Here is a 22,059-nt window from a genome sequence, read left to right on the forward strand (position 1 = left end):
CCGGCGCTCAGGACCGGTCGTTCAGGTGGCAGGCCGACATGCGTCCCGGGGCGACCTGCCGCAGGGCGGGCACCTCGGACCGACAGCGGTCATGCGCATGGGGGCAGCGGGGGTGGAAATGGCACCCCTTGGGCGGGTTCAGGGGCGACGGGATCTCGCCCTTGATGGCGTGATAGGTCTTCTTGCCCGTCTCGAATGTCGGGATCTCGGAGACCAGCGCCTGGGTATAGGGGTGGTTCGGGCGGGCGATCAGATCCTCGGCCTCGCCCAGTTCGACCAGGCGGCCCAGATACATCACCGCGATCCGGTCCGAGATATGTTCGACCACGCCCAGATCGTGGCTGACGAACAGATAGGTGAGGTCGAAATCCTCGCGCAGCTGCGCGAAAAGGTTCAGCACCTGCGCCTGGATCGACACGTCCAGCGCCGCCACGGATTCGTCGCAGACGAGGAATTCGGGCCGCACCGCAAGTGCCCGCGCGATCCCGATCCGCGCGCGCTGCCCGCCCGAGAACTGGTGCGGGTACCTCTTGGCCGTGGTGGGGTCGAGCCCCACCTGCCGCAGCGTGTCGTCGATATAGTCGGTCAGCTCGGCCCGGGGCACGATGCCGTGGAAGGCCGGCGCCTCGGAGACGATGTCGCGCACCCTCATGCGGGGGTTCAGCGACGACATCGGGTCCTGGAAGACCATCTGCATCTTCAGCGCGGCGTTGCGGGCCTCGGCCCCGCGCAGCCCGGCCACGTCCTGACCGTGGAAGCGGATGCGCCCGGCGCTCGGGCCGTTCAGCCCCGCGACCATGCGCCCGAGCGTCGATTTCCCGCAGCCGGATTCCCCCACGAGGCCCAGCACCTCGCCCTTGCGGATGCTCAGGCTGACATCGTCCACCGCATGGACCGTGACCGGGGCGATCTTGGCCCCCAGCCTGCGGGCCATCTTCTCCGCGATATCGAGATCCTTGGTGAAGCGCTTCGAGACGCCCTCGATCTGAATGATGGGTTCCTGTGTCACGGGGCTTGGACCCTTTCGGCATCTTCGTCATGGGGGTGGTGGCAGCGCAGGCTGCGATCGGCGCCGCTGCGTTCCAGCGCGGGTTCGATCGCGCAGGCGGCATCGGCACGCGGGCAGCGGGGGGCGAACTTGCACCCTTCGGGCAGGTTCAGAAGCGACGGCGTCATGCCTCGGATCTGCGCCAGCTTCTGACCGCGCTGCTTACCCTTGGGCACGCTGTCGATCAGCCCGCGGGTATAGGGGTGGCGCGGGTTGCCGATGACGCTGGCGGTCGGGCCTTCCTCGATGATGCGGCCCGCATACATGACGGCCAGCCGGTCGGCCAAGCCGGACACGACGGCCAGGTCATGCGTGATCCAGATCAGCGCCGTGCCCGATTTGGCGCAGAGGCTCTGCACCTCGGACAGGATCTGGGCCTGGATGGTGACGTCCAGCGCGGTGGTGGGTTCGTCCGCGATGATCAGGTCGGGCTTGTGCAGCAGCGCGATGGCGATGGCCACGCGCTGGCGCATCCCCCCCGAGAACTGGTGCGGATAGCTGCGCAGCCGTTCGTCCGGCGACGAGATGCCCACCTGCACCAGGGCTGCGCGCGCGCGGGCCAGCGCCTCGGACCGGGGGACGCGGTCATGGGCCAGCACCGTCTCCACCATCTGGGTGTCGATGCGCAGGACCGGGTTCAGCGTCATCATCGGGTCCTGGAAGATCATGGCGATCCGCTTGCCGCGCAGGCCGCGCAGCATCGGCTCGCCCCCGGCGACCAGGTCGTCGCCGTCGAAGATGATGCTGCCCCCGGCCACGCGGCCCGGCGGATCGACCAGCCCCAGGATCGAGAAGCCGGTGACCGACTTGCCCGATCCGCTTTCGCCGACAAGGCCCAGGATCTCGCCCCGGTCCAGCGCGAAGCTGACGCCGTCCACGGCCTTGGCGATGCCGTCGCGGGTGTGGAAATGCGTCTGCAGATCCGTGATTTCCAGCAGCTTGCTCATTTCTGCAACCTCGGGTTCAGGACATCGCGCAGGCGGTCGCCGACAAGGTTGATGGCCACGATGGTCACCACCAGGGCGATGCCGGGGAAAAGGCTGATCCAGTAGACGCCCGACAGCAGGTAATCGTAGCCGTTGGCGATCAGCAGCCCGAGCGAGGGTTCGGTGATGGGCACGCCCACGCCCAGGAAGGACAGCGTCGCCTCCAGCGCGATGGCCTGCGCGATCTGGACGGTGGCGACCACGATCAGCGGCGGCACGCAATTGGGCAGCAGGTGGCGGAACATGATGCGGCGGTCCGACAGCGCAAGGCAGCGCGCCGCATCGATATAGTCCTTGCGCCGTTCGACGATGGCCGAGCTGCGCACGGTCCGCGCGTAATAGGCCCATTGCACGATGACCAGCGCCAGGATCACCTTGTCCACGCCGCGCCCCAGCAGCGCCAGAAGGATCAGCGCGATCAGGATGGCCGGGAAGGACAGCTGCAGATCGACGATCCGCATGATGAAGCTGTCGAGCCTGCCGCCGAAATAGGCCGCCGTGACGCCCACGATGGTCCCGATGGTGATCGCCAACCCGAGCGAGACCGAAGCCACCAGCAGGCTGATGCGCAGACCGTAGAGGATGCCCGACAGCATGTCGCGGCCCTGCCGGTCGGTGCCCAGCCAGTAGGTCTGGCCGGTGCCGAAGCTGACCTCGCCCGGGGGCAGGGCACTGTCCATGATGTCCAGCTGTGTCAGGTCGTAGGGGTTCTGCGGCGCGATCCAGGGTGCCGCGATGGCCAGTGCCGCGATCACGACGAACAGGATCAGGCCGATGACGGCGACCGGGTCCTCCATGAACTGGCGCAGGATGCGGCGGGCGGGGCTGTCCACGCGGACGGGTGCGTTTGCGGTGATCTGGCTCATCCCTTCATCTCCGACAGGCGGATGCGCGGATCCAGCAGCGAATAGATCACGTCGACCAGCAGGTTGATCGACACGATGATCAGCACCGTCAGCATCAGGTAGGCGACGATCACGGGCCGATCGAGCAGGTTGATGCTGTCGATCAGCAGCTTGCCCATGCCGGGCCACGCAAAGACGGTCTCGGTCACGATGGCGAAGGCGACCATCGATCCCAGCTCAAGCCCGATGATGGTGACGACGGGGATCATGATGTTCTTGAGGATGTGGACCATCACCACGCGGCGGCCCGACAGACCCTTGGCGCGGGCGAACTTGACGTAATCCTGCAGGCTGACCTCGCGGGTGTTGGCGCGGGCCAGGCGGATGATCAGCGACATCTTGAACAGCGCCAGATTGATCGCGGGCAAAATCAGGTGGGTCAGCCCGTCCCAGGTCAGGAAGCTGACCTGCAGGCCCAGGAACTCGGTCGTCTCGCCGCGCCCGCCAGCGGGCAGCCAGCCCAGGATCACCGCGAAGACCAGGATCAGCAGCATCCCCTGCCAGAAGTTCGGCAACGAGAAGCCCAGGATCGACCCGCCCATGATCGTGCGTCCCGCGATGCTGTCGGGGCGCAGCCCGGCCCAGACCCCCAGGGGAATGCCGATGGCCACCGACAGGACCAGCGCGACCAGCGCCAGCTCCATCGTGGCGGGCAGGCGTTCCAGGATGATGTCCAGCGCGGGGCGGCCATAGACGAAGGAACTGCCCAGATCGCCCTGCAGCGCGTTCTTCACGAAGATGCCGAATTGTTCATAAAGCGGTCGGTCGAGGCCGAGGCGCTGCATCGTGGCGGCGATCTCGGCCTGGGTGGCCTCGGGGTTGATCAGCACATCGACGGGGTTGCCGATGGCATAGACGCCGGCAAAGACGAGCACCGCCATCGCCATGATGGCAAGCAGGCTCTGTCCCAGGCGGCGGACAAGATAGACGATCATCGGGGAGGGTCCTTCGGGGTCCGGTGACGGGATCCGGCGCCCCGCGACGGGGCGCCGGAAGGGTCGATCACTCGGCCTTCTTCACTTCGCGTGCCATGGTGTACTGGTCCACGCGGGGCTCGTAGGTCAGGTCGGATTTCATGGCCCAGACGGTCTGCTCGTAATGCAGCGGGATGATCCCGTAATCGTCCAGCACCATCGTTTCGGCCTGCTGCAGCATCTCGTCGCGCTTGGCGTCGTCGATGGTGGCCATCGCCTCGGCCAGCACCGCGTCCATTTCGGGGTTGCTGTAGCGGCCCGCATTGGTGGTGCCCGTGCCCGTCACTTCGTCATAGGTGGCGACCAGCGATTTCAGCGGCGAGGACATGTCCCCCGAGGATGCGCCCCAGCCCGCCATGTAGATCGGGAATTCCAGCGCGTTGCGGCGGCTGAAGAACTGGCTGGCGGTGGTGGCGTCCACGGTGGTCTGGATGCCGACGCGGGCCAGCATCTGGGCGACGGCCTGGGCGACCTGTTCGTCGTTGATGTAGCGGTCGTTCGGCGTCCCGAGGTTCAGCGTGAAGCCGTCCGGGTATCCCGCCTCGGCCAGCAGTTCCTTGGCGCGTTCGGGATCGTAGGGGTCGACCTCGCGGCCCGAGGTGCCGAACATCGGCGGCGGCAGCAGCTCGCCCGCGGGCTGGGCATAGCCGCCCATGATGCGTTCGGCGATGGCGTCGCGGTTGATCGACAGGGAAATGGCCTCGCGAACGCGGGCGTCTTGCAGCGGGTTCGCCCCATCCGTGCCGCCGATGCCCGGCGCATCGTCCAGCTGCTGCATGTGCAGATAGATGATGCGGTTCGACAGCGCGTCCACGACGCTGAAGCCTTCGCCTTCGATCCGCGGGATGTCCTGGATCGGCGGGTTCTCGATCATGTCCACGTCACCGGCCAGCAGGGCCGCGACGCGCGGGCCGTCGCTGGTGATCGGACGCATGACCACGCGTTCCCATTCCGGCGTTCCGCCCCAGTAATCGTCGAAACGCGCCACGGTCAGTTCGGAACCGCGGGTATAGCTTTCGAGCGTGTAGGGGCCGGTGCCCACGGCGATGTCGGGCGAATTGAAGGCCGGGGCCTGCGGCACCTCGCCCATGCCGGTGCATTCGCCGTCGGGCGCGAAGACCACCTCGTCCTCGGCCCCGAGCGCGTCGGCCGAGATGACGGCAAGGCTCCACAGGTCGGTGGGCAGCAGCGGATTGACGTCCTTGGTCTTGATGATCAGCGTGTGATCGTCCTCGGCCGTCATGTCGGCGATGCCGCCGGTAAAGATCGTGTAGGCCGAGGGCGAGTTCTGCACCAGCGGCACGCGGCAGAAGCTGTAGATCACGTCGCGGGCGGTGAAATCGCTGCCGTTGTGGAACTTGACGCCCTGGCGCAGCTTGAACCGCCACGTGGTGTCGTCGATGGCCTCCCAGCTTTCGGCAAGGCCGGGGGTGACCTTCTGCACGGCATCCTGGGTGGTCAGGGCCTCGAAGATGTTCTTGCCGACCTGGATGTTGGTGGACAATTGATGGAATTGCGGGTCCATCGAGGTCGCCTCGGACTTCAGGCCGATCGACAGTTCCTGGGCGTGAAGGGGGGCGAGGGTCGCGACAAGGCAGCCGGCCGCAAGCGGCAGGGACAGTGTTTTCACCGTGAATTCCTTCCTGTTTATGGGATCAGTTCTTTGTCGCCGGGGTTGGCCCCCGGTGGCGCTATGCAGCTTGGTGGCCACGCTATTATGCGTTAATCATAAGTCAAGAATGAATCTCTATGCGATTTGGGAATAGTGAATGACGGGACAGGACAGTGCAGCCGAGGCGAAGGACCGCCGTTCCGGCATCACCTTGCGGGAATTGGAGGTGCTTCAGGCACTTGTGGCCGAGGGCACGGCGATCAACGCGGCGCGCCGTCTGGGCATCTCGCAATCGGCCGCCAGCAGGCGGCTTGCGCAGTTGGAGGAGAGGTTGGGCCTGCAGCTGTTCATGCGGTCCGGCGGGCGGCTGGTCCCCACGGTCGAGGCCCTGTCGATAAACGAGCAATTGACGCCTGTTTTCGACACCTTGTCGCGAATTGCGAACCACCACGAACAACCCGCGCGCAGCCATGGCGGAACCCTGTCCATCGCCGCCCCGCCGACCATCGCGCATCGCTTTCTGGCGGCCCGGATCGCGGCCTTCAAGAAGCGCAATCCCGAGCTTCGGATCACCTTCGAGGTGCTGGCCAGCGACGCCCTTCTGACCGGCATCGCGGAATGCCGTTTCGATGTCGGATTGACCGATACGATGGTGACCCATGAAGGCATCCGAACCGAGCCGTTGCTGGAAACGCAGGCAATCTGCATTCTTCCTGCGCAGCATCCGCTTGCCGAATCACAGGTGATTCGGCCCGAGGATCTTCAGGGCGCGGATTTCATCGCCCTGTCGCGACGGCATTCCAGCCGCGTGGCGATCGATCGCGTCTTCGATCGGGCAGGGGTGCGGATGAACAACGTGATCGAGGCATCGACGAACGTCTCGGCCATGGAATTCGTGCGCGAGGGGCTGGGGGCGGCGGTGCTGAACCCGTTTCCCCTGGTGCATCAGATGGGCGAGGGGATCGTCATGCGCCCCTTCGCGCCCGCCTTGCGATACGTGACGAACTTCCTGCTGCCGGCCAGCCGCGCGCCATCGGCGGCGACGCTGGATTTCATCGCGGCCACTTCGGACGGGCTGGACCGCCGGGCATATCCCGAGCTGTCCGAGAATACGTGATGGGGGGATGGTGCACCCGACAGGATTCGAACCTGTGACCTCTGCCTTCGGAGGGCAGCGCTCTATCCAGCTGAGCTACGGGTGCATCTTGGTCGCCTGATTACCTGCCGGGGCAGGGGCGCGCAACAGGGAAATTGCGCGCCGCAGGGGTTCAGGACGCGGCCAGCGCCGACACGATCGGCAGGAAATCCGAGGCCTTGAGGCTGGCGCCGCCGACCAGCGCGCCATCCACATTCGCGATGCCGAAGATCTCGGTCGCGTTGGCGGCCTTCACGCTGCCGCCATAGAGCAGGCTGGCATCGGGCAGCTTGTCGGCCAGGGCGTCGCGCATCATGGCATGCACCTCGGCGATCTGGGCGTTGTCGGGGGTGCGGCCGGTGCCGATGGCCCAGACGGGTTCATAGGCGATGACGGTATTCGCCGTGGTCGCGCAATCGGGGATCGAGCCCTTCAGCTGCGTCGCGATGACGTCCAGCGTGCTGCCCGCGTCGCGCTCGGCCTCGGTCTCGCCCACGCAGATGATCGCGATCAGGCCCGCATCATGCGCCGCGCGGGCCTTGGCGGCCACGTCGGCATCGGATTCGCCGTGATCGGCGCGGCGTTCGGAATGGCCCAGGATGACATGGCTTGCGCCCGCATCCGCCAGCTGCACGGCCGCGATGTCGCCCGTATGCGCGCCGGAAGCTGCATGGTGGCAATCCTGTCCGCCGACCATCACGCCGCTTCCGCCGACCCGCGCGACCATCGGATGCAGCAGGACCGCGGGCGGGCAGATCAGCACATCGCAGCCGGTCTCGCGGCCCGCGACGATCGCGTCGATCTGCGCCAGCGCGGCCAGATCGCCGTTCATCTTCCAGTTTCCGGCGGCAAGTTTGCGTGGTGCCATGGTGATCCCCCCTATGTTGCGCTCAAGGGATAGGCCAAAGGCCCGCCTCTGCGCAACCGGAGGATCTCAGCCCTCGGCGCGGGTGCCGGGGATGGCGAAGCTGACGGATTCTCCGCAGCCGCAGGCATCGGCCACGTTCGGATTGCGGAACCTGAAGCCGCTTTCCAGCAGGCCGGTCTCGTAGTCGATCTCGGTTCCGAACAGATACATCTGCGCCATGGGGGCGATGAGAACGCGGGCGCCGTCCTTCTCGATCACTTCCTCGGCGGCGGCGGCCTCGTCGGCCAGCTCCATGGTGTATTCCATGCCCGCGCAGCCGCCCTTCTTCAGCCCGATGCGCAGTCCGAAGGAATCCTTCTTGGACATCAGCTGCTTGATATGGGTGGCGGCGGCAGGGGTGATGCTGACGGGCGCTTGACCGGGGATGGCGAACATGGCGGAAACCTCATCTTTCACTGCGAAAGATAGTCATTCGGGGGGCTGGCCTTCAAGACCGGCCCCGTCGATCACATGAAGCCCAGCTCCAGCCGGGCCTCGTCGGACATCATGTCCATGCCCCATTGCGGCTGGAACGTCATCTCGACATCGACCTGCTTGACGCCGGGCACGGCCTCGACGGCATCGGCGACCCAGCCGGGCATCTCGCCCGCGACGGGGCAGCCGGGGGCGGTCAGGGTCATGATCACGCGGACCTCGGATGCGTCGTTCACCTCGATCGTGTAGATCAGGCCCAGATCGTAGATGTTGACCGGGATCTCGGGGTCGTAGACGGTCTTGCAGGCCTCGACGATGGGCTCGTAGAGGTCGTGATCGGTCGACGAGGGGGCGATCAGCGGTTCGCCTTCCATCATGGGTTCGGTCATCGGGTCATCCTTCAGTTCCGCCGCATGATATAGGTGAGCATGCGGCCCCGGTCCAGTGCGGGCGGCACGGCGATTGCATGGGCGGGGCCAAGACGCTAAGTGTCGCCGGTTCCAGCGACAGGACATCTTCGGCCATGAGCAAGCGCTTCTCATTCTCTCTTCATGCAACGGACGGGCAGGCCCGGACCGGGGTGATCGACACGCCCCGCGGCCAGATCCGGACGCCCGCCTTCATGCCCGTGGGCACCGCCGCCACCGTCAAGGCGATGCTGCCCGAAAGCGTGCGCCAGACGGGGGCCGACATCCTGCTGGGCAACACCTATCACCTGATGCTGCGCCCCGGCGCGGAACGGGTCGAACGGCTGGGCGGGCTGCACCGGTTCATGAACTGGGATCGCCCCATCCTGACCGACAGCGGCGGCTTTCAGGTCATGAGCCTTGCGGGCCTGCGCAAGCTGACCGAGGAAGGCGTGACCTTCGCCAGCCATATCGACGGCAGCAAGCATCACCTGACGCCCGAACGCAGCATGGAGATCCAGCGGATGCTGGGCAGCGACATCGTCATGGCCTTCGACGAATGCCCCGCGCTGCCCGCGACCGAGGAAGAGGTCGCGAAATCCATGCGCCTGTCGATGCGTTGGGCGCAGCGGTCGCGCGATGCCTTCGGCGATCGTCCGGGCCATGCGCTGTTCGGGATCATGCAGGGCGGCGTCACCCGCGACCTGCGCGAGGAATCGGCCCAGGCCCTGCAGCAGATCGGGTTCGACGGTTATGCGGTCGGCGGTCTGGCCGTGGGCGAGGGGCAGGAGGCGATGTTCGGCGTGCTGGACTATGCCCCCGGTTTCCTGCCCGAGGACAAGCCGCGCTATCTGATGGGGGTGGGCAAGCCCGACGACATCGTGGGGGCCGTGCAGCGCGGCATCGACATGATGGATTGCGTGCTGCCGTCGCGGTCGGGGCGCACCGGCCAGGCCTGGACCCATCGCGGCCAGGTCAACATCAAGAACGCGCGCCATGCCGACGATCCGCGCCCCCTGGACGAGAATTGCAGCTGCCCGGCCTGCACCGGATACAGCCGCGCCTATCTGCACCATGTCTTCCGGTCGCAGGAAATGATCTCGGGGATGCTGCTGACCTGGCACAACCTGCATTACTATCAGGAACTGATGGCGGGCCTGCGCGATGCGATTGCCGAAGGCCGGCTGGACGCCTTCGTGGCCGATTTCCACGCCAAACGCGCCGAGGGCGATATCGAGCCCGTCTGAGGGGCTTGCGCGCGGGGAACATCCGGCTATCTTCCGGGTGTTCTCAGGGCGGGGCGAAATTCCCCACCGGCGGTCACAGCCCGCGAGCGCCCTTCGCATCGAAGGGGTCAGCAGATCCGGTGAAACTCCGGGGCCGACGGTCACAGTCCGGATGAAAGAGAATCGCGTGCCATGCCCCAGGCGTGGTGCGTGGTGATTGCTCTGGGGCCTGAAGCAAATTTGCGCAAAGGTTCCGCAAGATGACGAAATCCACCCCCCGTATCGCCTTCATCAGGGCCCGCTGGCATGCCGATGTCGTGGACCGGGCCCATGACGGCTTCCTGTCCGAAGCCGCAACGCTGATGCCCGGCGCGACCGTCGATGCCTTCGACGCCCCCGGCGCGTTCGAGATGCCGCTGCTGGCCCGGAAGCTGGCACAGACCGGCCGCTATGACGCGGTGGTCGCCGCCGCGCTGGTCGTCGATGGCGGCATCTATCGCCACGATTTCGTGGCGCAGGCCGTGGTGTCGGGCCTGATGCAGGCCGGGCTCGAGACGGATGTGCCCTGCTTCTCGGTGTCGCTGACGCCGCACAACTACCAGGAAACCGAGCTGCTGACGGGCTTCTATCGCGATCATTTCGTGAAGAAGGGGCGTGAGGCCGCGCATGCGGTTCACGCCACCCTGACCACCATCGCCGTCATCGCAGCGCCGGATCGGGTGCAGGCGGCATGATCGGGGGCTTCGCATTCGCCACCGCGACCGAGATCGCCTTCGGGCGCGGTCTGGCCGAAACCGCTGCCGCGCGGGTGGCGGAACATGGACGCCGGATCGTCCTGTGTCACGGGGCGAATGCGGGGCGCGCCGATTTCCTGGCCGATGGGCTGACGGGGCAAGGCTGCGAGGTGACGCGCCTGAGTGTCGCCCGCGAACCCGACCTGCCGATGCTGGAGGACGCGCTGACCCGCACGGGCGGCGCCGATGCGGTCGTGGCCATCGGCGGTGGCGCGGTGATCGACGCGGGTAAGGCGCTGGCAGCGCTGCTGCCCGCCACGCGCCCCGTGATGGACCACCTGGAGGTCGTGGGCCAGGGGCTGCCGCTGGACGTGGCCCCCTTGCCCTTCATCGCGCTGCCCACCACCGCGGGCACGGGCGCCGAGGTGACGCGCAACGCGGTCATTGGTGTGCCCGAACATCGCCGCAAGGTCAGCCTGCGCGATCCGCGCATGCTGCCGCGTCTTGCCATCGTGGACCCTGCGCTGACGGATGGCTGCCCGCGCGGGATCACGCTGGCCTCGGGGCTGGACGCGATCACGCAGGTGATCGAGCCCTATGTCTCGACCCGCGCGAACCCGATGACGGATGCGATCTGCGCCGATGCGATCCCGCGCGGGCTGGCCGCGCTGATCCGCCTGATGCGGGCCGAGGATCCCGATGCCCGCGACGAGATGGCCTGGACCAGCCTTGCAGGTGGCCTTGCGCTGGCGAATTCGGGACTGGGCGCGGTGCATGGGCTGGCGGGTCCGCTTGGCGGGCTGTCGGGGGCGCCACATGGCGCGATCTGCGGCGTGCTGCTGCCGCATGTGCTGCGCGTGAATTGGGCGGCGGTCACGGGGCGGGCGGCGGACCGGCTGGACCGGGTGGGCGAATGGATCGGCGCGGCCTTCGGGCAACCGGATGCGGGGCTGGACCGTGCGGCGGGGATACTGGCGGACTGGTCCGCGGAATGCGGGCTGCGGCCCCTCTCGGCGCTTGGCGTGGATGCGGATATGCGAAACGCCGCAGCGATCGCTGCGGCGTCATCGTCGTCCATGAAGGCCAACCCCGCCACCCTGACCGCCGATCAGCTGATCGACGTGATGCAGGCGGCGGGCTAGGGGATCAGAAGTCCCAATCTTCATCCTCGGTCGCGACGGCCTTGCCGATCACATAGGACGACCCCGAGCCCGAGAAGAAGTCGTGGTTCTCGCTGTCGGTCGACAGGGCCGACAGGATGGCCGGGTTGACCTCGCAGGCCGCGGGCGGGAACAGGGCCTCGAAGCCCAGGTTCTGCAGCGCCTTGTTGGCATTGTAGTGCAGGAAGGCCTTGACCTCTTCGGTCAGGCCGATCCCGTCATACAGTTCCTCGGCGTAATGGGCCTCGATCTCGTAGAGGTCAAACATCAGCGCGAAGGCGAAATCCTTCATCTCGTTGCGCTTGGCCTCGTCCAGCTTCTCCATCGCGCGCTGGAACTTGTAGCCGATATAGTATCCGTGCACCGCCTCGTCGCGGATGATCAAGCGGATCAGGTCGGCGGTGTTCGTCAGCTTGGCCCGGCTGGACCAGTGCATCGGCAGGTAGAAGCCCGAATAGAACAGGAAGCTTTCAAGGAACACGCTGGCGATCTTGCGCTTGAGCGGGTCTGTCCCGACCTCGTATTCGTTCAGGATCAGCCGCGCCTTCTGCTGCAGATGCTGGTTTTCCTCGGACCAGCGGAAGGCCTCGTCGACCTCGCGGGTCGAACACAGCGTCGAGAAGATCGAGCTGTAGCTGCGCGCGTGAACCGCCTCCATGAAGGCGATGTTGGACAGCACGGCCTCTTCGTGCGGGGTCACGGCATCCTGCATCAGCACCGGTGCGCCGACGGTGTTCTGGATCGTGTCCAGCAGCGTCAGGCCGGTGAAGACACGGATCGTCAGCTCGCGTTCCTCGGGGCGCAGGGTGGCCCAGGACTGCACGTCGTTCGACAGCGGCACCTTCTCGGGCAGCCAGAAATTGACCGTCAGGCGGTTCCAGACCTCGAGGTCCTTTTCATCCTGCAGTCGGTTCCAGTTGATCGCGCGCGCGGGGGCGCCCATCACGTGATCCTTCATGCGGACCCATCCTTCTGAATTTGCGGAAACCGGGGGACGTGCCCCCGGCCGGTATCGTGTCGGTGACTTACAGCGTGCAGGACACGCAGCCCTGCACCTCGGTGCCTTCCAGCGCGGTCTGGCGCAGGCGGATGTAGTAGATGGTCTTGATGCCCTTCTTCCACGCGTAGATCTGCGCGCGGTTGATATCGCGGGTCGTCGCCTCGGCCGGGAAGAACAGCGTCAGGGACAGGCCCTGGTCCACATGCTCGGTCGCGGCGGCATAGGTGTCGATGATCGCGTCGGGGCCGATCTCATACGCGTCGCGGTAATATTCCAGGTTCTCGTTCGACATGAACGGGGCCGGATAATAGACGCGGCCGATCTTGCCTTCCTTGCGGATCTCGATCTTGCTGACGATCGGGTGGATCGAGCTGGTCGAGTTGTTGATGTAGCTGATCGACCCGGTCGGCGGGACGGCCTGAAGGTTGCGGTTGTAGAGGCCATGCGCCATCACGTCGGCCTTCAGCTGTTCCCAATCCGCGCGCGTGGGCAGGGTCACATTCGCGAAGAGGCGTTCGACCTCGGGCAGTTCGGGCAGCCAGTCCTTCGTGACATAGCGGTCGAAGAAGCTGCCATTCGCGTAATCCGACTTGTCGAAATCCTTGAAGGTCGTGCCCTTTTCACGCGCCAGCAGGTTCGACGCGCGGATCGCGTGGAAGGCGATGGCCGCGAAATAGACCGAGGTGAACTCGATCCCCTCGGGGCTGCCGTAATGGATGTGCTCGCGCGCCAGATAGCCGTGCAGGTTCATCTGGCCCAGGCCCACGGCATGGGCCTCGTCATTGCCCTTGCGGATCGAGGGGACCGAGTTGATGGCCGACATCTCGCTGACGGCGGTCAGGGCGCGGATCGCGGTTTCCACGGTGGCGCCGAAATCGGGGCCGTCCATGGTCTTCGCGATGTTGAGCGAGCCGAGATTGCACGAGATGTCCGTGCCCATCTGCTTGTAGCCCAGATCCTCGTCGAATTCCGACGCCTGGTTCACCTGCAGGATCTCGGAGCACAGGTTCGACATGGCGATGCGGCCCGCGATCGGGTTCGCGCGGTTCACCGTGTCCTCGAACATGATGTAGGGATAGCCGCTTTCGAACTGGATCTCGGCCAGGGTCTGGAAGAAGGCGCGCGCGTTGATCTTCTTCTTGCGGATGCGCTTGTCGGCGACCATCTCGGCGTATTTCTCGGTGACCGAGATTTCCGAGAACGCCTGACCGTAGACCTTCTCCACGTCATGGGGCGAAAAGAGGTACATGTCCTCGTTGCGCTTGGCCAGCTCGAAGGTCACGTCGGGGATCACGACGCCGAGCGACAGCGTCTTGATGCGGATCTTCTCGTCCGCGTTCTCGCGCTTGGTGTCGAGGAAACGCAGGATGTCGGGGTGATGCGCGTTCAGATAGACCGCGCCCGCACCCTGGCGTGCGCCCAGCTGGTTGGCATAGCTGAAGCTGTCTTCCAGCAGCTTCATGATCGGGATGACGCCCGAGGACTGGTTCTCGATCCCCTTGATGGGGGCGCCGGATTCGCGGATGTTCGTCAGCATCAGGGCCACGCCGCCGCCGCGCTTGGACAGCTGCAACGAGGAATTGATGGCCCGGCCGATCGATTCCATGTTGTCCTCGACCCGCAGCAGGAAGCAGCTGATCAGTTCGCCGCGCGACTGCTTGCCGGCGTTCAGGAAGGTGGGCGTGGCGGGCTGGAAGCGGCCCGAGAGGATCTCGTGCATGAAATGCATGGCCTGGGCCTGGTCGCCGCGCGCCAGCGTCAGCGCGACCATGACCACGCGGTCCTCGTAGCGTTCGAGGAAGCGTTTCCCGTCGCGGGTCTTCAGCGTGTAGCTGGTGTAATACTTGAACGCGCCCAGGAAGGTCGGAAAGCGGAACTTGGCCTTGAAGGCCGCGCCCCAGATCTCGTGCAGGAATTCGCGCGGATAGGCGTCCAGCACCTGCTTCTCGTAATACCCCTCGTCGACAAGGTAATCGAGCTTCTCGTCCAGCGAATGGAAGAAGACCGTGTTCTGGTTGACGTGCTGCAGGAAATACTGCCGCGCGGCCATGCGGTCGGCGTCGAAGCGGATCCTGCCCTGGTCGTCATACAGGTTCAGCATCGCGTTCAGCGCGTGGTAGTCGAGATCGGGCCTCACGGCGTCAAGCATGTCATTCCCCAGAATTGTTCAAGCCCGTTGCGGATGCGGGCGGTGTCGGTTTCGGTTCCCGCAAGCTCGAACCGGTCGAGCATGGGGACTTGGCATTTCTCGGCGATGATCCGGGCCGCAAGCCCGAAGGTCGGCCCGAAATTGCGGTTGCCCGCGCCGATGACACCCCGGATCAGGGCGCGTCGGGCGGGATCGTTCAGAAAGCGGATCACCTGCTTGGGAACCGCGCCCGCGCCCGTGCCGTCGGCATAGGTGGGGCAGATCATCACGTAGGGGGCGTCGGGGCGGGGCATCGGATCGTCCTGCCGGATCGGGATGCGCAGGCCGGGCAACCCGAGGGTCGCCACGAAGCGCGCGGTGTTTCCCGACCCCGAGGAGTAGAAGACCAGCCCCGACATCGTCTCAGGCCAGCTGGCCGATCATGTCGGGACGGAAGCCCGCCCAGTGCAGGTCGTCATTGGCGATGACCACCGGTGCCTGGCGATAGCCGAGCGCGGTCACGCGTTCCATCGCGTCGTCGTCCTGGGTCAGGTCGATGACGTCATAGGTGATGCCGCGTGCGTCCAGCGCACGGGTGGTCGCGGTGCACTGCACGCAGGCAGGTTTCGAATAGACCGTGATCGTCATGGCCGTCGCTTTCCTTGTCTTCGGGGCGCGTCGGGGACGGGGCCGCGATCCGCCGCAGGGGGCAGTCCGCCGCCGGGCCCTCTGCCCGGTGTCGTTCAAATGCCATCATGGCCGGCTGCCGGGGCTTGCGGTGCCGGGGAACGATCCCCGCGATTGCCGCGTCCCGTTGCAGTAAATTGCCCGGATGTTCACCAGGTTTCCGTTTCGCCCTCGGATTGAATCACGGGCGCCATGACCACATCATCTAGGCGTTTCGCCGCTGTCTGGTCAATATATCTAGTGTCAGTTTTTGGGGCTTGACGGACAATCCGTCGCAGAATCCGCACATGTCCGAAGGGGGTCCCCGGAACGCGAAAGGCGCCCGGCTAAACCCGGACGCCCCTTGATGCAAGCGCGTTTCGAACCGCCCTGCGGATCAGCGGTAAAGCAATACCGGGATGCGCACCGCGCGGACCATCGCGGTGGTGGTGGACCCAATGATCAGGCTGCGAATCCGGCTGTGGCCATAGGCCCCCATGACCAGCAGATCGAATCCCTCGTCGGTGACGACGCTGTCCAGAACCTCGTCGGGTTCGCCCTGCATGACGCGAATCTGCGGGCGCAATCCGGCACTGGCCAGCGTCATCGCCGCATCGTCCAGCTTGTCGCGCATGGCGGGCTTGTCATCGCCCACATGCAGCAGGGTGATGTCCAGCCCGGCAAAGACCGGGCTGTCGGCCATGCGGCGAATCGCAGTCCGCGCGCTGGCGCTGCCGTCGAAGGCCACCAGCACCCGCCCGATGGGCCTGAAGGCCCGCGATGCGACGAAGACGGGGATGCGGGTCGCGCGCACCACGCGTTCCAGGTTCGACCCCAGATGCCCGGTCGCGAAATCCGCGCCTTCGCCGCGCTTGCCGATCACGATGGCGCGCAGGTCGGGTTCCAGCGCGGTCACGGAATCGACCAGGTCGCCCTTGCGCAGCTGCGTCGCAACGGGGTCCACGCCATCGGCCTTCAGGATCGCCTCGGCATCCTCCAGGATGGCGCGGCCCCGGGCCTGGGCGATGCGGGCGCGGGTGGCGTCGGCCTCGGCCAGCTCGGCCAGCAGTGCGGACCTTGCGCCCAGCCGCAGCGATCCCGACAGGTCCGAAGCCTCGGCCCCCTCGCGGCGGCCCAGCACATGCATCAGGTCCACCCCTGCCTGCAGTCTGCCCGCGATCCAGGCGCTGTGATGGCAGACGCTCTCGGAATATGCCGACCCGTCGACGAGTGCCAGAATGCGTGTCATCCGTTCTCCTCCCCTCAATGCGCGGACAGCTTGTCGAGCGCCCCCGGCTTGTCATGCAGCGCAAGCTTGTCGACCAGCGTCTCGGACGCCTCGTTCATGCCGGTGATCCGAACCTCGGCCCCTTCGCGGCGGAACTTGAGGACGACCATGTCCAAGGCCTGGACCGAGCTGATGTCCCAGATATGTGCGCGGCTGACATCGATCGTCACATGTTCCGGCGCTTCGCGGAAGTCGAAAGCTGCGGCAAAATCCTCGGCCGAGCCGTAGAACATCTGCCCCTCGACCACATAGGTGCGGTGGCGGCCATCCTCGGACAGGGTCGAGGAGACGCGGAACAGCTGCGCGATCTTGCCCGCGAAGAAGATGCCCGACAGCAGCACCCCCGCAAGCACGCCGATGGCCAGATTGTGGGTCCAGACCACCGTGGCGACCGTCGCCAGCATCACGATCGAGGACGACCGCGGATGCGTGCGCAGCTGCGCGATCGACGACCAGCTGAACGTGCCGATGGACACCATGATCATGATCGCGACCAGCGCGGGCATCGGAATGCGGCCGACCAGATCGCCCAGGCCCACGCAGAGGATCAGCAGCACGGTTCCCGCCGTGAAGGCCGACAGACGCCCGCGTCCGCCCGATTTCACGTTGATGACCGACTGGCCGATCATCGCGCAGCCCGCCATCCCGCCGATGAAGCCGGTGGCCGTGTTCGCGATGCCCTGGCCGATGCATTCCTGGTTGCGGTCCGACCGGGTATCGGTCAGCTCGTCCACGATGTTCTGGGTCATCAGGCTTTCCAGCAGGCCCACGACGGCGATGGCCGCGGAATAGGGCAGGATGATCAGCAGGGTCTCCAGCGTGACGGGGATCTGCGGGATCATGAAGACCGGCAGGCTGTCGGGCAGGGCGCCCAGATCGCCCACGGTGCGCACGTCCCAGCCCAGCATCGCGACCAGCACGGTCAGCACGACGATCGTCACCAGCGGCGAGGGAATGGATTTCGTGATGCGCGGGAACAGGTAGATGATCGCAAGCCCCGCCGCGACCAGCGCGTAACCCAGCAGGCCCACGCCATCGCGCGAGAATTCAAGCTCGGGCAGCTGGGCGATGAAGATCAGGATCGCCAGGGCGTTCACGAAGCCGGTCATCACCGATTTCGAGACGTAGCGCATGAAGCGGCCCAGCCGCAGCAGGCCCATCGCGATCTGGATCAGGCCCGCCAGCACGGTCGCGGCCAGCAGGTATTGCAGCCCGTGATCGCGCACCAGCGTCACCATCAGCACGGCCGTCGCCGCGGTCGCCGCCGAGATCATGCCCGGACGCCCGCCGGTGAAGGCGATGATCACCGCGATCGAGAAGCTGGCATAGAGCCCGACCTTCGGGTCCACGCCCGCGATGATGGAAAAGGCGATCGCCTCGGGGATCAGGGCAAGCGCCACGACCAGCCCCGAAAGCAGGTCTCCGCGGATATTGCCGAACCACTGGTTGCGGTATTCGGTAAGGGTCATCTTGAACGGTCCTCTGCCCTGTGTCGGTCGGTCCTTCGCAGGGCGTTCCGGCATCGGTTCAGGGCTTCGTCAGGAATTGTCCGGCGGATCAGCGGCCGGAAGAGCCACCCGGAATCTCACCGGGTCCATGCAATTGGGGCGCTGATAGCGGCGCGCCCCTGCAAGATCAACCTTCGGGTGGCTTGGGCATGCCCCCCGCACCGGGACTGCGGCACGGGGGGCACGCATGTGGGCACGCTTGCCTAGTTCTGAGGTGCCGGGTCTTCGGATGCCTTTTCCTCGGGCTCGAACTCGCTCAGATCGGGGCGGCGGCCGATCGTGACGTGGTCGATATCCTCGGCGGCGAAGCCCCGGATCAGGGCGGGGATCATCATGAAGACCAGGATGAAGATCGGCAGGCCCACCACGGTGATGACCTGCTGCAGCGCGGTCAGCCCGGCCTCGCCCGCAAGGACGATCAGCATGGCGGCGATCAGCCCCTCGGCCAGGCCCCAGAAGACGCGCTGGTGAACCGGGCCCGCCGTCTGGCTGCCCGAACACAGCATGTCGACGACCAGCGACGCCGAATCCGACGAGGTGGCGAAGAAGATCGCGACCACGATCACCGCCAGCCCCTGCATCAGATGCGCGAAGGGCAGCTGCTCGAAGAAGGCGAACATCGCCAGCGGGATCGATTCCGACACGGCGGCGCTGATCGTGCCCGCTTGGGCGCCCATCGCCTCGCGTGCCTGAAGGCCCAGCCCGTCCATCACCAGCGCCTGCCAGCCGAAGATCGCGAACCAGATCACGGTGAACAGCGACGGCGCCAGCAGCACGCCTGCCACGAATTCGCGCACCGTCCGCCCCCGAGAGATGCGCGCCACGAACAGCCCGATGAAGGGCGACCAGGTGACCGTCCAGGCCCAGTAGAAGACCGTCCAGTCGCCCTGCCAGCCCCAGTCGCCGTTCTGCATGCCGTTGCCGTGCAGCATGTCGTTCCATAAGGCCAGCCGCGGCAGGTTCGACAGGTAGAGGCCCACCGTTTCCACCATGCCGCGCAGCAGGAACAGCGTCGCGCCAGTCAGCAGGACGAAGATCATCAGACCGACCGCCATGCCGATATTCAGGTTCGACAGCATGCGGACCCCGCTGTCGAGGCCCGCGACGATGGATGCGGTGGCCACCAGCGTCAGCACCGTCAGGATGGCCACGCGCAGGAAGGTGCCGTTTTCCCAGCCGAACAGCTCGGACAGGCCCGCCGCCACCTGCGACGACCCAAGGCCCAGTGACACCGCCACCCCGAACAGCGTGCCGAGGATCGCGGCGATGTCGATGGCCTTGCCGATGGGGCCGTGGATGCGTTCGCGCAGCAGCGGATAGAAGACCGAACTGACGCGGACGGGCAGATCGTAGCGGTTGATGAAATAGGCGAAGGCCAGCCCCGGCAGCGCGAAGATCGTCCAGGTGTGCAGCGCAAGGTGATAGAGCGCGATCGAGATTGCGTCCTGCGCGGCCTCGACGGTATAGGGCTCGACGCCGGGCAGGGGCGGGGACTGGAAATGGCTGATGGGCTCGGCCACGCCCCAGAACATCAGCACCGTGCCGATCCCGCCCGCGAACAGCATCGTGAACCAGGACACGTTGCTGTATTCGGGGCGCGAATTGCGTGGACCCAGCCGGATATGTCCGTGCCGGGAAACGGCGGCCCAGACGAGGAAGCCCAGCCAGACGTTCACGCCCAGGATGAAGAACCAGCCAAGATTGGTCACGATCCAGGCGCGGCCCGCGGCAAAGGCATCCCCGATGGTTTCGGGTGCGGCCACAAGGGCCAATACGAAGACGACGCTCAGGCCCGCCGCGCTGAAGAAGATTGTCGGGTCAGCCTTCAGACCCAGTCGGTTGGCCAATCGTTCGAGCATCCTGTCCCCTCGGTTCCTTCACGTTCCCGAGGGTCAAGCGATCAGCATCCCGTTTCGTTCCCTGCCGTCTTGCGCTGTGTGCAAGGGCCTGCAGGCAGCTGCCGCACGGGGGGCCAGCGCGCAATCGAAGACGATGTCGCCGCCGATGTTGAAGACCCGCGTATCGGGGCGGATCGCGTCCGACAGGCGATCCACCGGCGAACGCGTCGTCAGCCCCTGGGGGCCGTTCCCGATGATCAGGGGCGAGACCGAGACCTGCAGCCGGTCCAAGAGCCCGTCCTCCAGAAAATTGGTGATGGTCGATCCGCCACCCTCGATCAGCAGCGAACCGATATCAAGGTTGCGGATCCCCTGCAGGATGGCTGCGGGATCCAGGCGCCCGTCCGTCAGCGGCAGGTGCAGGACCTCGACCCCGTCGGGGCGGGGGCGTCGCACCGATTGCACGACGACCCGGCGCGCGCCGTCGTCGCGCAGCACGGGCGCGTCATCGGGCAACCTGCCGCGCGGGTCGATCACGATCCGGGCGGGGTTGTGCCCGCTGCACAGCCGCACCGTCAGCCGGGGCGTGTCGTGCAGCGCGGTGCCCACGCCGATCACCACACCGTCGACAAGGGCACGCAGACGGTGCAGATGGGCCAGCCCCTCGGGGCCGGACACGTCGCGCGCATCGCCCGATGCCGTGGCGACGCGCCCGTCCAGCGACTGGCCGATCTGGGCGAATGTCATGGGTCCCAGATCGCGTCGCGCCAGCGGACCGTAAAGATCCAGCGCCGCGCGTTCCGTATCCGAGAACCTGCCGCAACATGTGCAGGCCCGGCCCGACCTGACGGTCAGGATGCGGTCCCAGACCCTTGGCGTGACCTCGACGATCTGCATGGCTTTCCCCCCTCGCGACTGCGTCCTCTCCTCAGCCTGCGCAAGGCGGCAGGGCGAGGATATCGATATGACCCACATGGCAGCGACTTTGTTCCGCGATCCGGATGCGATTTCGGCCCCATTCGGCCGCATCGGCATTGCCGGCTTCGGCTGCGGCGCTGGCGATGCCTTCCAGCAGCGCGCGGTGCAGCGGTGCCTCGGCCCCGTTCAGCGACCAGGGGCTGTCGGCGTGATGGACGCGGAAACCCGCCTTGCGCAGGATCTCGACCGAGCGGGGGCCGCTGTCGGGGCCCAAGGCCGCGCCCAGGCCCTTGTCGCCGCGCTGGTGGTCGTTGAAGGCCCGCGTGACCGACGCGTCGCCCGGCAGATGCGGCTGCCAGCGCATCACGCCGTCATAGGACAGCGCCGCATAGAAGGGCAGCCGGGCGGCGGCCAGCCTGTCGGCCAAGCGCGCGATCCAGTCGGCAGGCATCAGGTCCAGAAGCGCCGAGGCGGTCACCAGCGTGACGCCCTCCAGCGGCAGGGCATCCAGATCGCGCAGGTCCATGGCCCGCGTCTCGACGCTGCCATGCGCATCGGACCGGGCCTGCTCCAGCAGATCCGCATCATTGTCGACCAGTCGCCATGCCGCGTGATCCGGCAGATGCGGCTCCATCACGCGCAGGGTCGATCCGGTGCCGCTGCCAAGGTCCAGGATCACGGGATCCGGCCCTGCAGCCAGCGCCGCCCGGGCAACCAGCCCCGCATCGCGCGCCGCACGGTCGGCGGGTTCGCGCAGCGCCAGCCATTCGGCGGTGAATGACATCAGACATCCCCCTCGTACCAGGCGCGGGCGACATGGCTCTCGTGCAGGGTGATGCGCAGGCGCTTCAGTCGCGCCGGATTGCCAAGGCCGCCGTCGCGTGCCACGCCTGCCAGCGTGTGGAAGATGTGCTGACACAGGAATTCGGTCGTGGTGAACTTGCCCGCGAATTCCGGCACCTCGTCCAGGTTCTTGTATCGCAGGGGGGCCAGCGCCGAGGCCAGCGCATCGGTGGCAAGACCCATGTCGACGACCAGCCCTTCGTCATCCAGCGCCTCGGTAAAGAAGGCGGCATCGACGGTGAATGTCGCGCCATGCATGCCCTGCGCGGGACCGAAGGTCGGCGAGGGCAGCGAATGGGCGATCATGATGTGGTCACGGACTTCGACGGCGAACATGCAGG

General features: G+C 66.3%; 22 protein-coding genes, 1 tRNA gene, 2 riboswitches and 1 other annotated feature. Of the genes, 4 read left to right on the forward strand and 19 right to left on the reverse strand.

Annotation, left to right across the window (positions count from 1 at the left end; all coding sequences use genetic code 11):
• Positions 1 to 7 precede the first annotated feature (7 nt).
• The 5 genes from KO490_RS12325 to KO490_RS12345 form a co-directional block, all read right to left on the reverse strand.
• Positions 8 to 1,009: an ABC transporter ATP-binding protein gene (locus tag KO490_RS12325; protein ID WP_303462983.1), complete on the reverse strand. Its 1,002-nt coding sequence runs from the start codon at positions 1,007 to 1,009 to the stop codon at positions 8 to 10.
• Complete coding sequence (locus tag KO490_RS12330) at positions 1,006 to 1,995, reverse strand: ABC transporter ATP-binding protein (protein WP_216019725.1); 990 nt, start codon at positions 1,993 to 1,995, stop codon at positions 1,006 to 1,008. Before KO490_RS12330 ends, KO490_RS12325 begins: the two co-directional genes overlap by 4 nt.
• Positions 1,992 to 2,900 (reverse strand): ABC transporter permease, encoded by a 909-nt coding sequence (locus tag KO490_RS12335; protein ID WP_216019726.1) that lies wholly within the window; start codon positions 2,898 to 2,900, stop codon positions 1,992 to 1,994. The genes KO490_RS12330 and KO490_RS12335 overlap by 4 nt, the downstream gene beginning before the upstream one ends.
• Entirely contained in the window at positions 2,897 to 3,874 is a 978-nt protein-coding gene (locus KO490_RS12340) for an ABC transporter permease (protein WP_216019727.1), read from the reverse strand. Before KO490_RS12340 ends, KO490_RS12335 begins: the two co-directional genes overlap by 4 nt.
• A gap of 67 nt (positions 3,875 to 3,941) precedes the next feature.
• Positions 3,942 to 5,543, reverse strand: a complete 1,602-nt coding sequence (locus KO490_RS12345) for an ABC transporter substrate-binding protein (RefSeq protein ID WP_216019728.1) — start codon at positions 5,541 to 5,543, stop codon at positions 3,942 to 3,944.
• 139 nt (positions 5,544 to 5,682) lie between these two features.
• Here KO490_RS12345 and KO490_RS12350 point away from each other — a divergent pair, with 139 nt between their 5' ends.
• Positions 5,683 to 6,642: a LysR substrate-binding domain-containing protein gene (locus tag KO490_RS12350; RefSeq protein ID WP_216019729.1), complete on the forward strand. Its 960-nt coding sequence runs from the start codon at positions 5,683 to 5,685 to the stop codon at positions 6,640 to 6,642.
• 8 nt (positions 6,643 to 6,650) lie between these two features.
• Here KO490_RS12350 and KO490_RS12355 read toward each other — a convergent pair.
• The 4 genes from KO490_RS12355 to KO490_RS12370 all read right to left on the reverse strand — a co-directional run bounded on the left by KO490_RS12355 (position 6,651) and on the right by KO490_RS12370 (position 8,391).
• Positions 6,651 to 6,727: transfer RNA gene (locus KO490_RS12355), tRNA-Arg, on the reverse strand.
• Positions 6,728 to 6,793: 66 nt separating this feature from the next.
• On the reverse strand, positions 6,794 to 7,528 hold the full coding sequence (gene tpiA / locus KO490_RS12360; protein ID WP_216019730.1) for a triose-phosphate isomerase: 735 nt from the start codon (positions 7,526 to 7,528) through the stop codon (positions 6,794 to 6,796).
• 66 nt (positions 7,529 to 7,594) lie between these two features.
• Complete coding sequence (locus KO490_RS12365) at positions 7,595 to 7,963, reverse strand: iron-sulfur cluster assembly accessory protein (protein ID WP_216019731.1); 369 nt, start codon at positions 7,961 to 7,963, stop codon at positions 7,595 to 7,597.
• A gap of 71 nt (positions 7,964 to 8,034) precedes the next feature.
• A complete protein-coding gene (locus KO490_RS12370; protein WP_022707475.1) occupies positions 8,035 to 8,391 on the reverse strand; it encodes an SUF system Fe-S cluster assembly protein in 357 nt (118 codons plus the stop codon).
• Positions 8,392 to 8,525: 134 nt separating this feature from the next.
• Here KO490_RS12370 and tgt point away from each other — a divergent pair, with 134 nt between their 5' ends.
• The 3 genes from tgt (at position 8,526) to KO490_RS12385 (ending at position 11,511) form a co-directional block, all read left to right on the forward strand.
• Entirely contained in the window at positions 8,526 to 9,656 is a 1,131-nt protein-coding gene (gene tgt, locus KO490_RS12375) for a tRNA guanosine(34) transglycosylase Tgt (protein ID WP_216019732.1), read from the forward strand.
• A 35-nt stretch (positions 9,657 to 9,691) separates the two neighbouring features.
• A riboswitch (FMN riboswitch) is annotated at positions 9,692 to 9,823 on the forward strand.
• Positions 9,824 to 9,895: 72 nt separating this feature from the next.
• A complete protein-coding gene (locus tag KO490_RS12380; protein WP_216019733.1) occupies positions 9,896 to 10,369 on the forward strand; it encodes a 6,7-dimethyl-8-ribityllumazine synthase in 474 nt (157 codons plus the stop codon).
• Complete coding sequence (locus KO490_RS12385) at positions 10,369 to 11,511, forward strand: iron-containing alcohol dehydrogenase (RefSeq protein ID WP_371822362.1); 1,143 nt, start codon at positions 10,369 to 10,371, stop codon at positions 11,509 to 11,511. Before KO490_RS12380 ends, KO490_RS12385 begins: the two co-directional genes overlap by 1 nt.
• 4 nt (positions 11,512 to 11,515) lie before the next feature.
• Here the strand turns inward: KO490_RS12385 and nrdF are convergent, their stop codons facing one another.
• From nrdF to KO490_RS12435, 10 genes are all read right to left on the reverse strand, one after another.
• The gene (gene nrdF / locus KO490_RS12390) at positions 11,516 to 12,487 is read right to left on the reverse strand and encodes a class 1b ribonucleoside-diphosphate reductase subunit beta (protein ID WP_216019735.1); all 972 of its coding nucleotides are present in this window, start codon (positions 12,485 to 12,487) and stop codon (positions 11,516 to 11,518) included.
• Between the two features lie 67 nt (positions 12,488 to 12,554).
• The gene (nrdE, locus tag KO490_RS12395; RefSeq protein ID WP_216019736.1) at positions 12,555 to 14,678 is read right to left on the reverse strand and encodes a class 1b ribonucleoside-diphosphate reductase subunit alpha; all 2,124 of its coding nucleotides are present in this window, start codon (positions 14,676 to 14,678) and stop codon (positions 12,555 to 12,557) included.
• Complete coding sequence (gene nrdI, locus KO490_RS12400; RefSeq protein WP_216019737.1) at positions 14,663 to 15,076, reverse strand: class Ib ribonucleoside-diphosphate reductase assembly flavoprotein NrdI; 414 nt, start codon at positions 15,074 to 15,076, stop codon at positions 14,663 to 14,665. The genes nrdE and nrdI overlap by 16 nt, the downstream gene beginning before the upstream one ends.
• A 4-nt stretch (positions 15,077 to 15,080) precedes the next feature.
• Positions 15,081 to 15,305 carry a glutaredoxin-like protein NrdH gene (gene nrdH / locus KO490_RS12405; protein WP_216019738.1) on the reverse strand — a complete coding sequence of 75 codons (225 nt, stop codon included), beginning with the start codon at positions 15,303 to 15,305 and terminating at the stop codon, positions 15,081 to 15,083.
• Positions 15,306 to 15,396: 91 nt separating this feature from the next.
• Positions 15,397 to 15,554, reverse strand: a riboswitch (cobalamin riboswitch).
• Between the two features lie 166 nt (positions 15,555 to 15,720).
• Positions 15,721 to 16,572: a universal stress protein gene (locus KO490_RS12410; protein ID WP_216019739.1), complete on the reverse strand. Its 852-nt coding sequence runs from the start codon at positions 16,570 to 16,572 to the stop codon at positions 15,721 to 15,723.
• Between the two features lie 14 nt (positions 16,573 to 16,586).
• Complete coding sequence (locus KO490_RS12415) at positions 16,587 to 18,080, reverse strand: SulP family inorganic anion transporter (protein ID WP_216019740.1); 1,494 nt, start codon at positions 18,078 to 18,080, stop codon at positions 16,587 to 16,589.
• Between the two features lie 74 nt (positions 18,081 to 18,154).
• Positions 18,155 to 18,210 (reverse strand) — a sequence feature (sul1 is cis-regulatory element that is thought to sense ions involved in sulfur or methionine metabolism; They are found in Alphaproteobacteria).
• Positions 18,211 to 18,322: 112 nt separating this feature from the next.
• Complete coding sequence (locus tag KO490_RS12420; RefSeq protein WP_216019741.1) at positions 18,323 to 19,978, reverse strand: BCCT family transporter; 1,656 nt, start codon at positions 19,976 to 19,978, stop codon at positions 18,323 to 18,325.
• Positions 19,979 to 20,011: 33 nt separating this feature from the next.
• The gene (locus tag KO490_RS12425) at positions 20,012 to 20,854 is read right to left on the reverse strand and encodes a RibD family protein (protein WP_216019742.1); all 843 of its coding nucleotides are present in this window, start codon (positions 20,852 to 20,854) and stop codon (positions 20,012 to 20,014) included.
• 31 nt (positions 20,855 to 20,885) lie between these two features.
• A complete protein-coding gene (locus KO490_RS12430; protein ID WP_216019743.1) occupies positions 20,886 to 21,659 on the reverse strand; it encodes a trans-aconitate 2-methyltransferase in 774 nt (257 codons plus the stop codon).
• Entirely contained in the window at positions 21,659 to 22,054 is a 396-nt protein-coding gene (locus tag KO490_RS12435; RefSeq protein WP_216019744.1) for a 6-carboxytetrahydropterin synthase, read from the reverse strand. The genes KO490_RS12430 and KO490_RS12435 overlap by 1 nt, the downstream gene beginning before the upstream one ends.
• Positions 22,055 to 22,059 lie beyond the last annotated feature (5 nt).

Origin of the sequence: Paracoccus sp. C2R09, assembly GCF_018860625.1 — a bacterium.
In the GTDB taxonomy this organism is placed as follows: domain Bacteria; phylum Pseudomonadota; class Alphaproteobacteria; order Rhodobacterales; family Rhodobacteraceae; genus Paracoccus.

Bases quoted from the DNA above. Each gene is read 5' to 3' on its own strand.
- KO490_RS12330 (WP_216019725.1), bottom strand. From the start codon at position 1,995: ATGAGCAAGCTGCTGGAAATCACGGATCTGCAGACGCATTTCCACACC.
- KO490_RS12335 (WP_216019726.1), bottom strand. From the start codon at position 2,900: ATGAGCCAGATCACCGCAAACGCACCCGTCCGCGTGGACAGCCCCGCC.
- KO490_RS12340 (WP_216019727.1), bottom strand. From the start codon at position 3,874: ATGATCGTCTATCTTGTCCGCCGCCTGGGACAGAGCCTGCTTGCCATC.
- KO490_RS12350 (WP_216019729.1), top strand. From the start codon at position 5,683: ATGACGGGACAGGACAGTGCAGCCGAGGCGAAGGACCGCCGTTCCGGC.
- tpiA (WP_216019730.1), bottom strand. From the start codon at position 7,528: ATGGCACCACGCAAACTTGCCGCCGGAAACTGGAAGATGAACGGCGAT.
- KO490_RS12365 (WP_216019731.1), bottom strand. From the start codon at position 7,963: ATGTTCGCCATCCCCGGTCAAGCGCCCGTCAGCATCACCCCTGCCGCC.
- KO490_RS12370 (WP_022707475.1), bottom strand. From the start codon at position 8,391: ATGACCGAACCCATGATGGAAGGCGAACCGCTGATCGCCCCCTCGTCG.
- tgt (WP_216019732.1), top strand. From the start codon at position 8,526: ATGAGCAAGCGCTTCTCATTCTCTCTTCATGCAACGGACGGGCAGGCC.
- KO490_RS12380 (WP_216019733.1), top strand. From the start codon at position 9,896: ATGACGAAATCCACCCCCCGTATCGCCTTCATCAGGGCCCGCTGGCAT.
- nrdF (WP_216019735.1), bottom strand. From the start codon at position 12,487: ATGAAGGATCACGTGATGGGCGCCCCCGCGCGCGCGATCAACTGGAAC.
- nrdE (WP_216019736.1), bottom strand. From the start codon at position 14,678: ATGCTTGACGCCGTGAGGCCCGATCTCGACTACCACGCGCTGAACGCG.
- nrdI (WP_216019737.1), bottom strand. From the start codon at position 15,076: ATGTCGGGGCTGGTCTTCTACTCCTCGGGGTCGGGAAACACCGCGCGC.
- nrdH (WP_216019738.1), bottom strand. From the start codon at position 15,305: ATGACGATCACGGTCTATTCGAAACCTGCCTGCGTGCAGTGCACCGCG.
- KO490_RS12410 (WP_216019739.1), bottom strand. From the start codon at position 16,572: ATGACACGCATTCTGGCACTCGTCGACGGGTCGGCATATTCCGAGAGC.
- KO490_RS12415 (WP_216019740.1), bottom strand. From the start codon at position 18,080: ATGACCCTTACCGAATACCGCAACCAGTGGTTCGGCAATATCCGCGGA.
- KO490_RS12420 (WP_216019741.1), bottom strand. From the start codon at position 19,978: ATGCTCGAACGATTGGCCAACCGACTGGGTCTGAAGGCTGACCCGACA.
- KO490_RS12425 (WP_216019742.1), bottom strand. From the start codon at position 20,854: ATGCAGATCGTCGAGGTCACGCCAAGGGTCTGGGACCGCATCCTGACC.
- KO490_RS12430 (WP_216019743.1), bottom strand. From the start codon at position 21,659: ATGTCATTCACCGCCGAATGGCTGGCGCTGCGCGAACCCGCCGACCGT.
- KO490_RS12435 (WP_216019744.1), bottom strand. From the start codon at position 22,054: ATGTTCGCCGTCGAAGTCCGTGACCACATCATGATCGCCCATTCGCTG.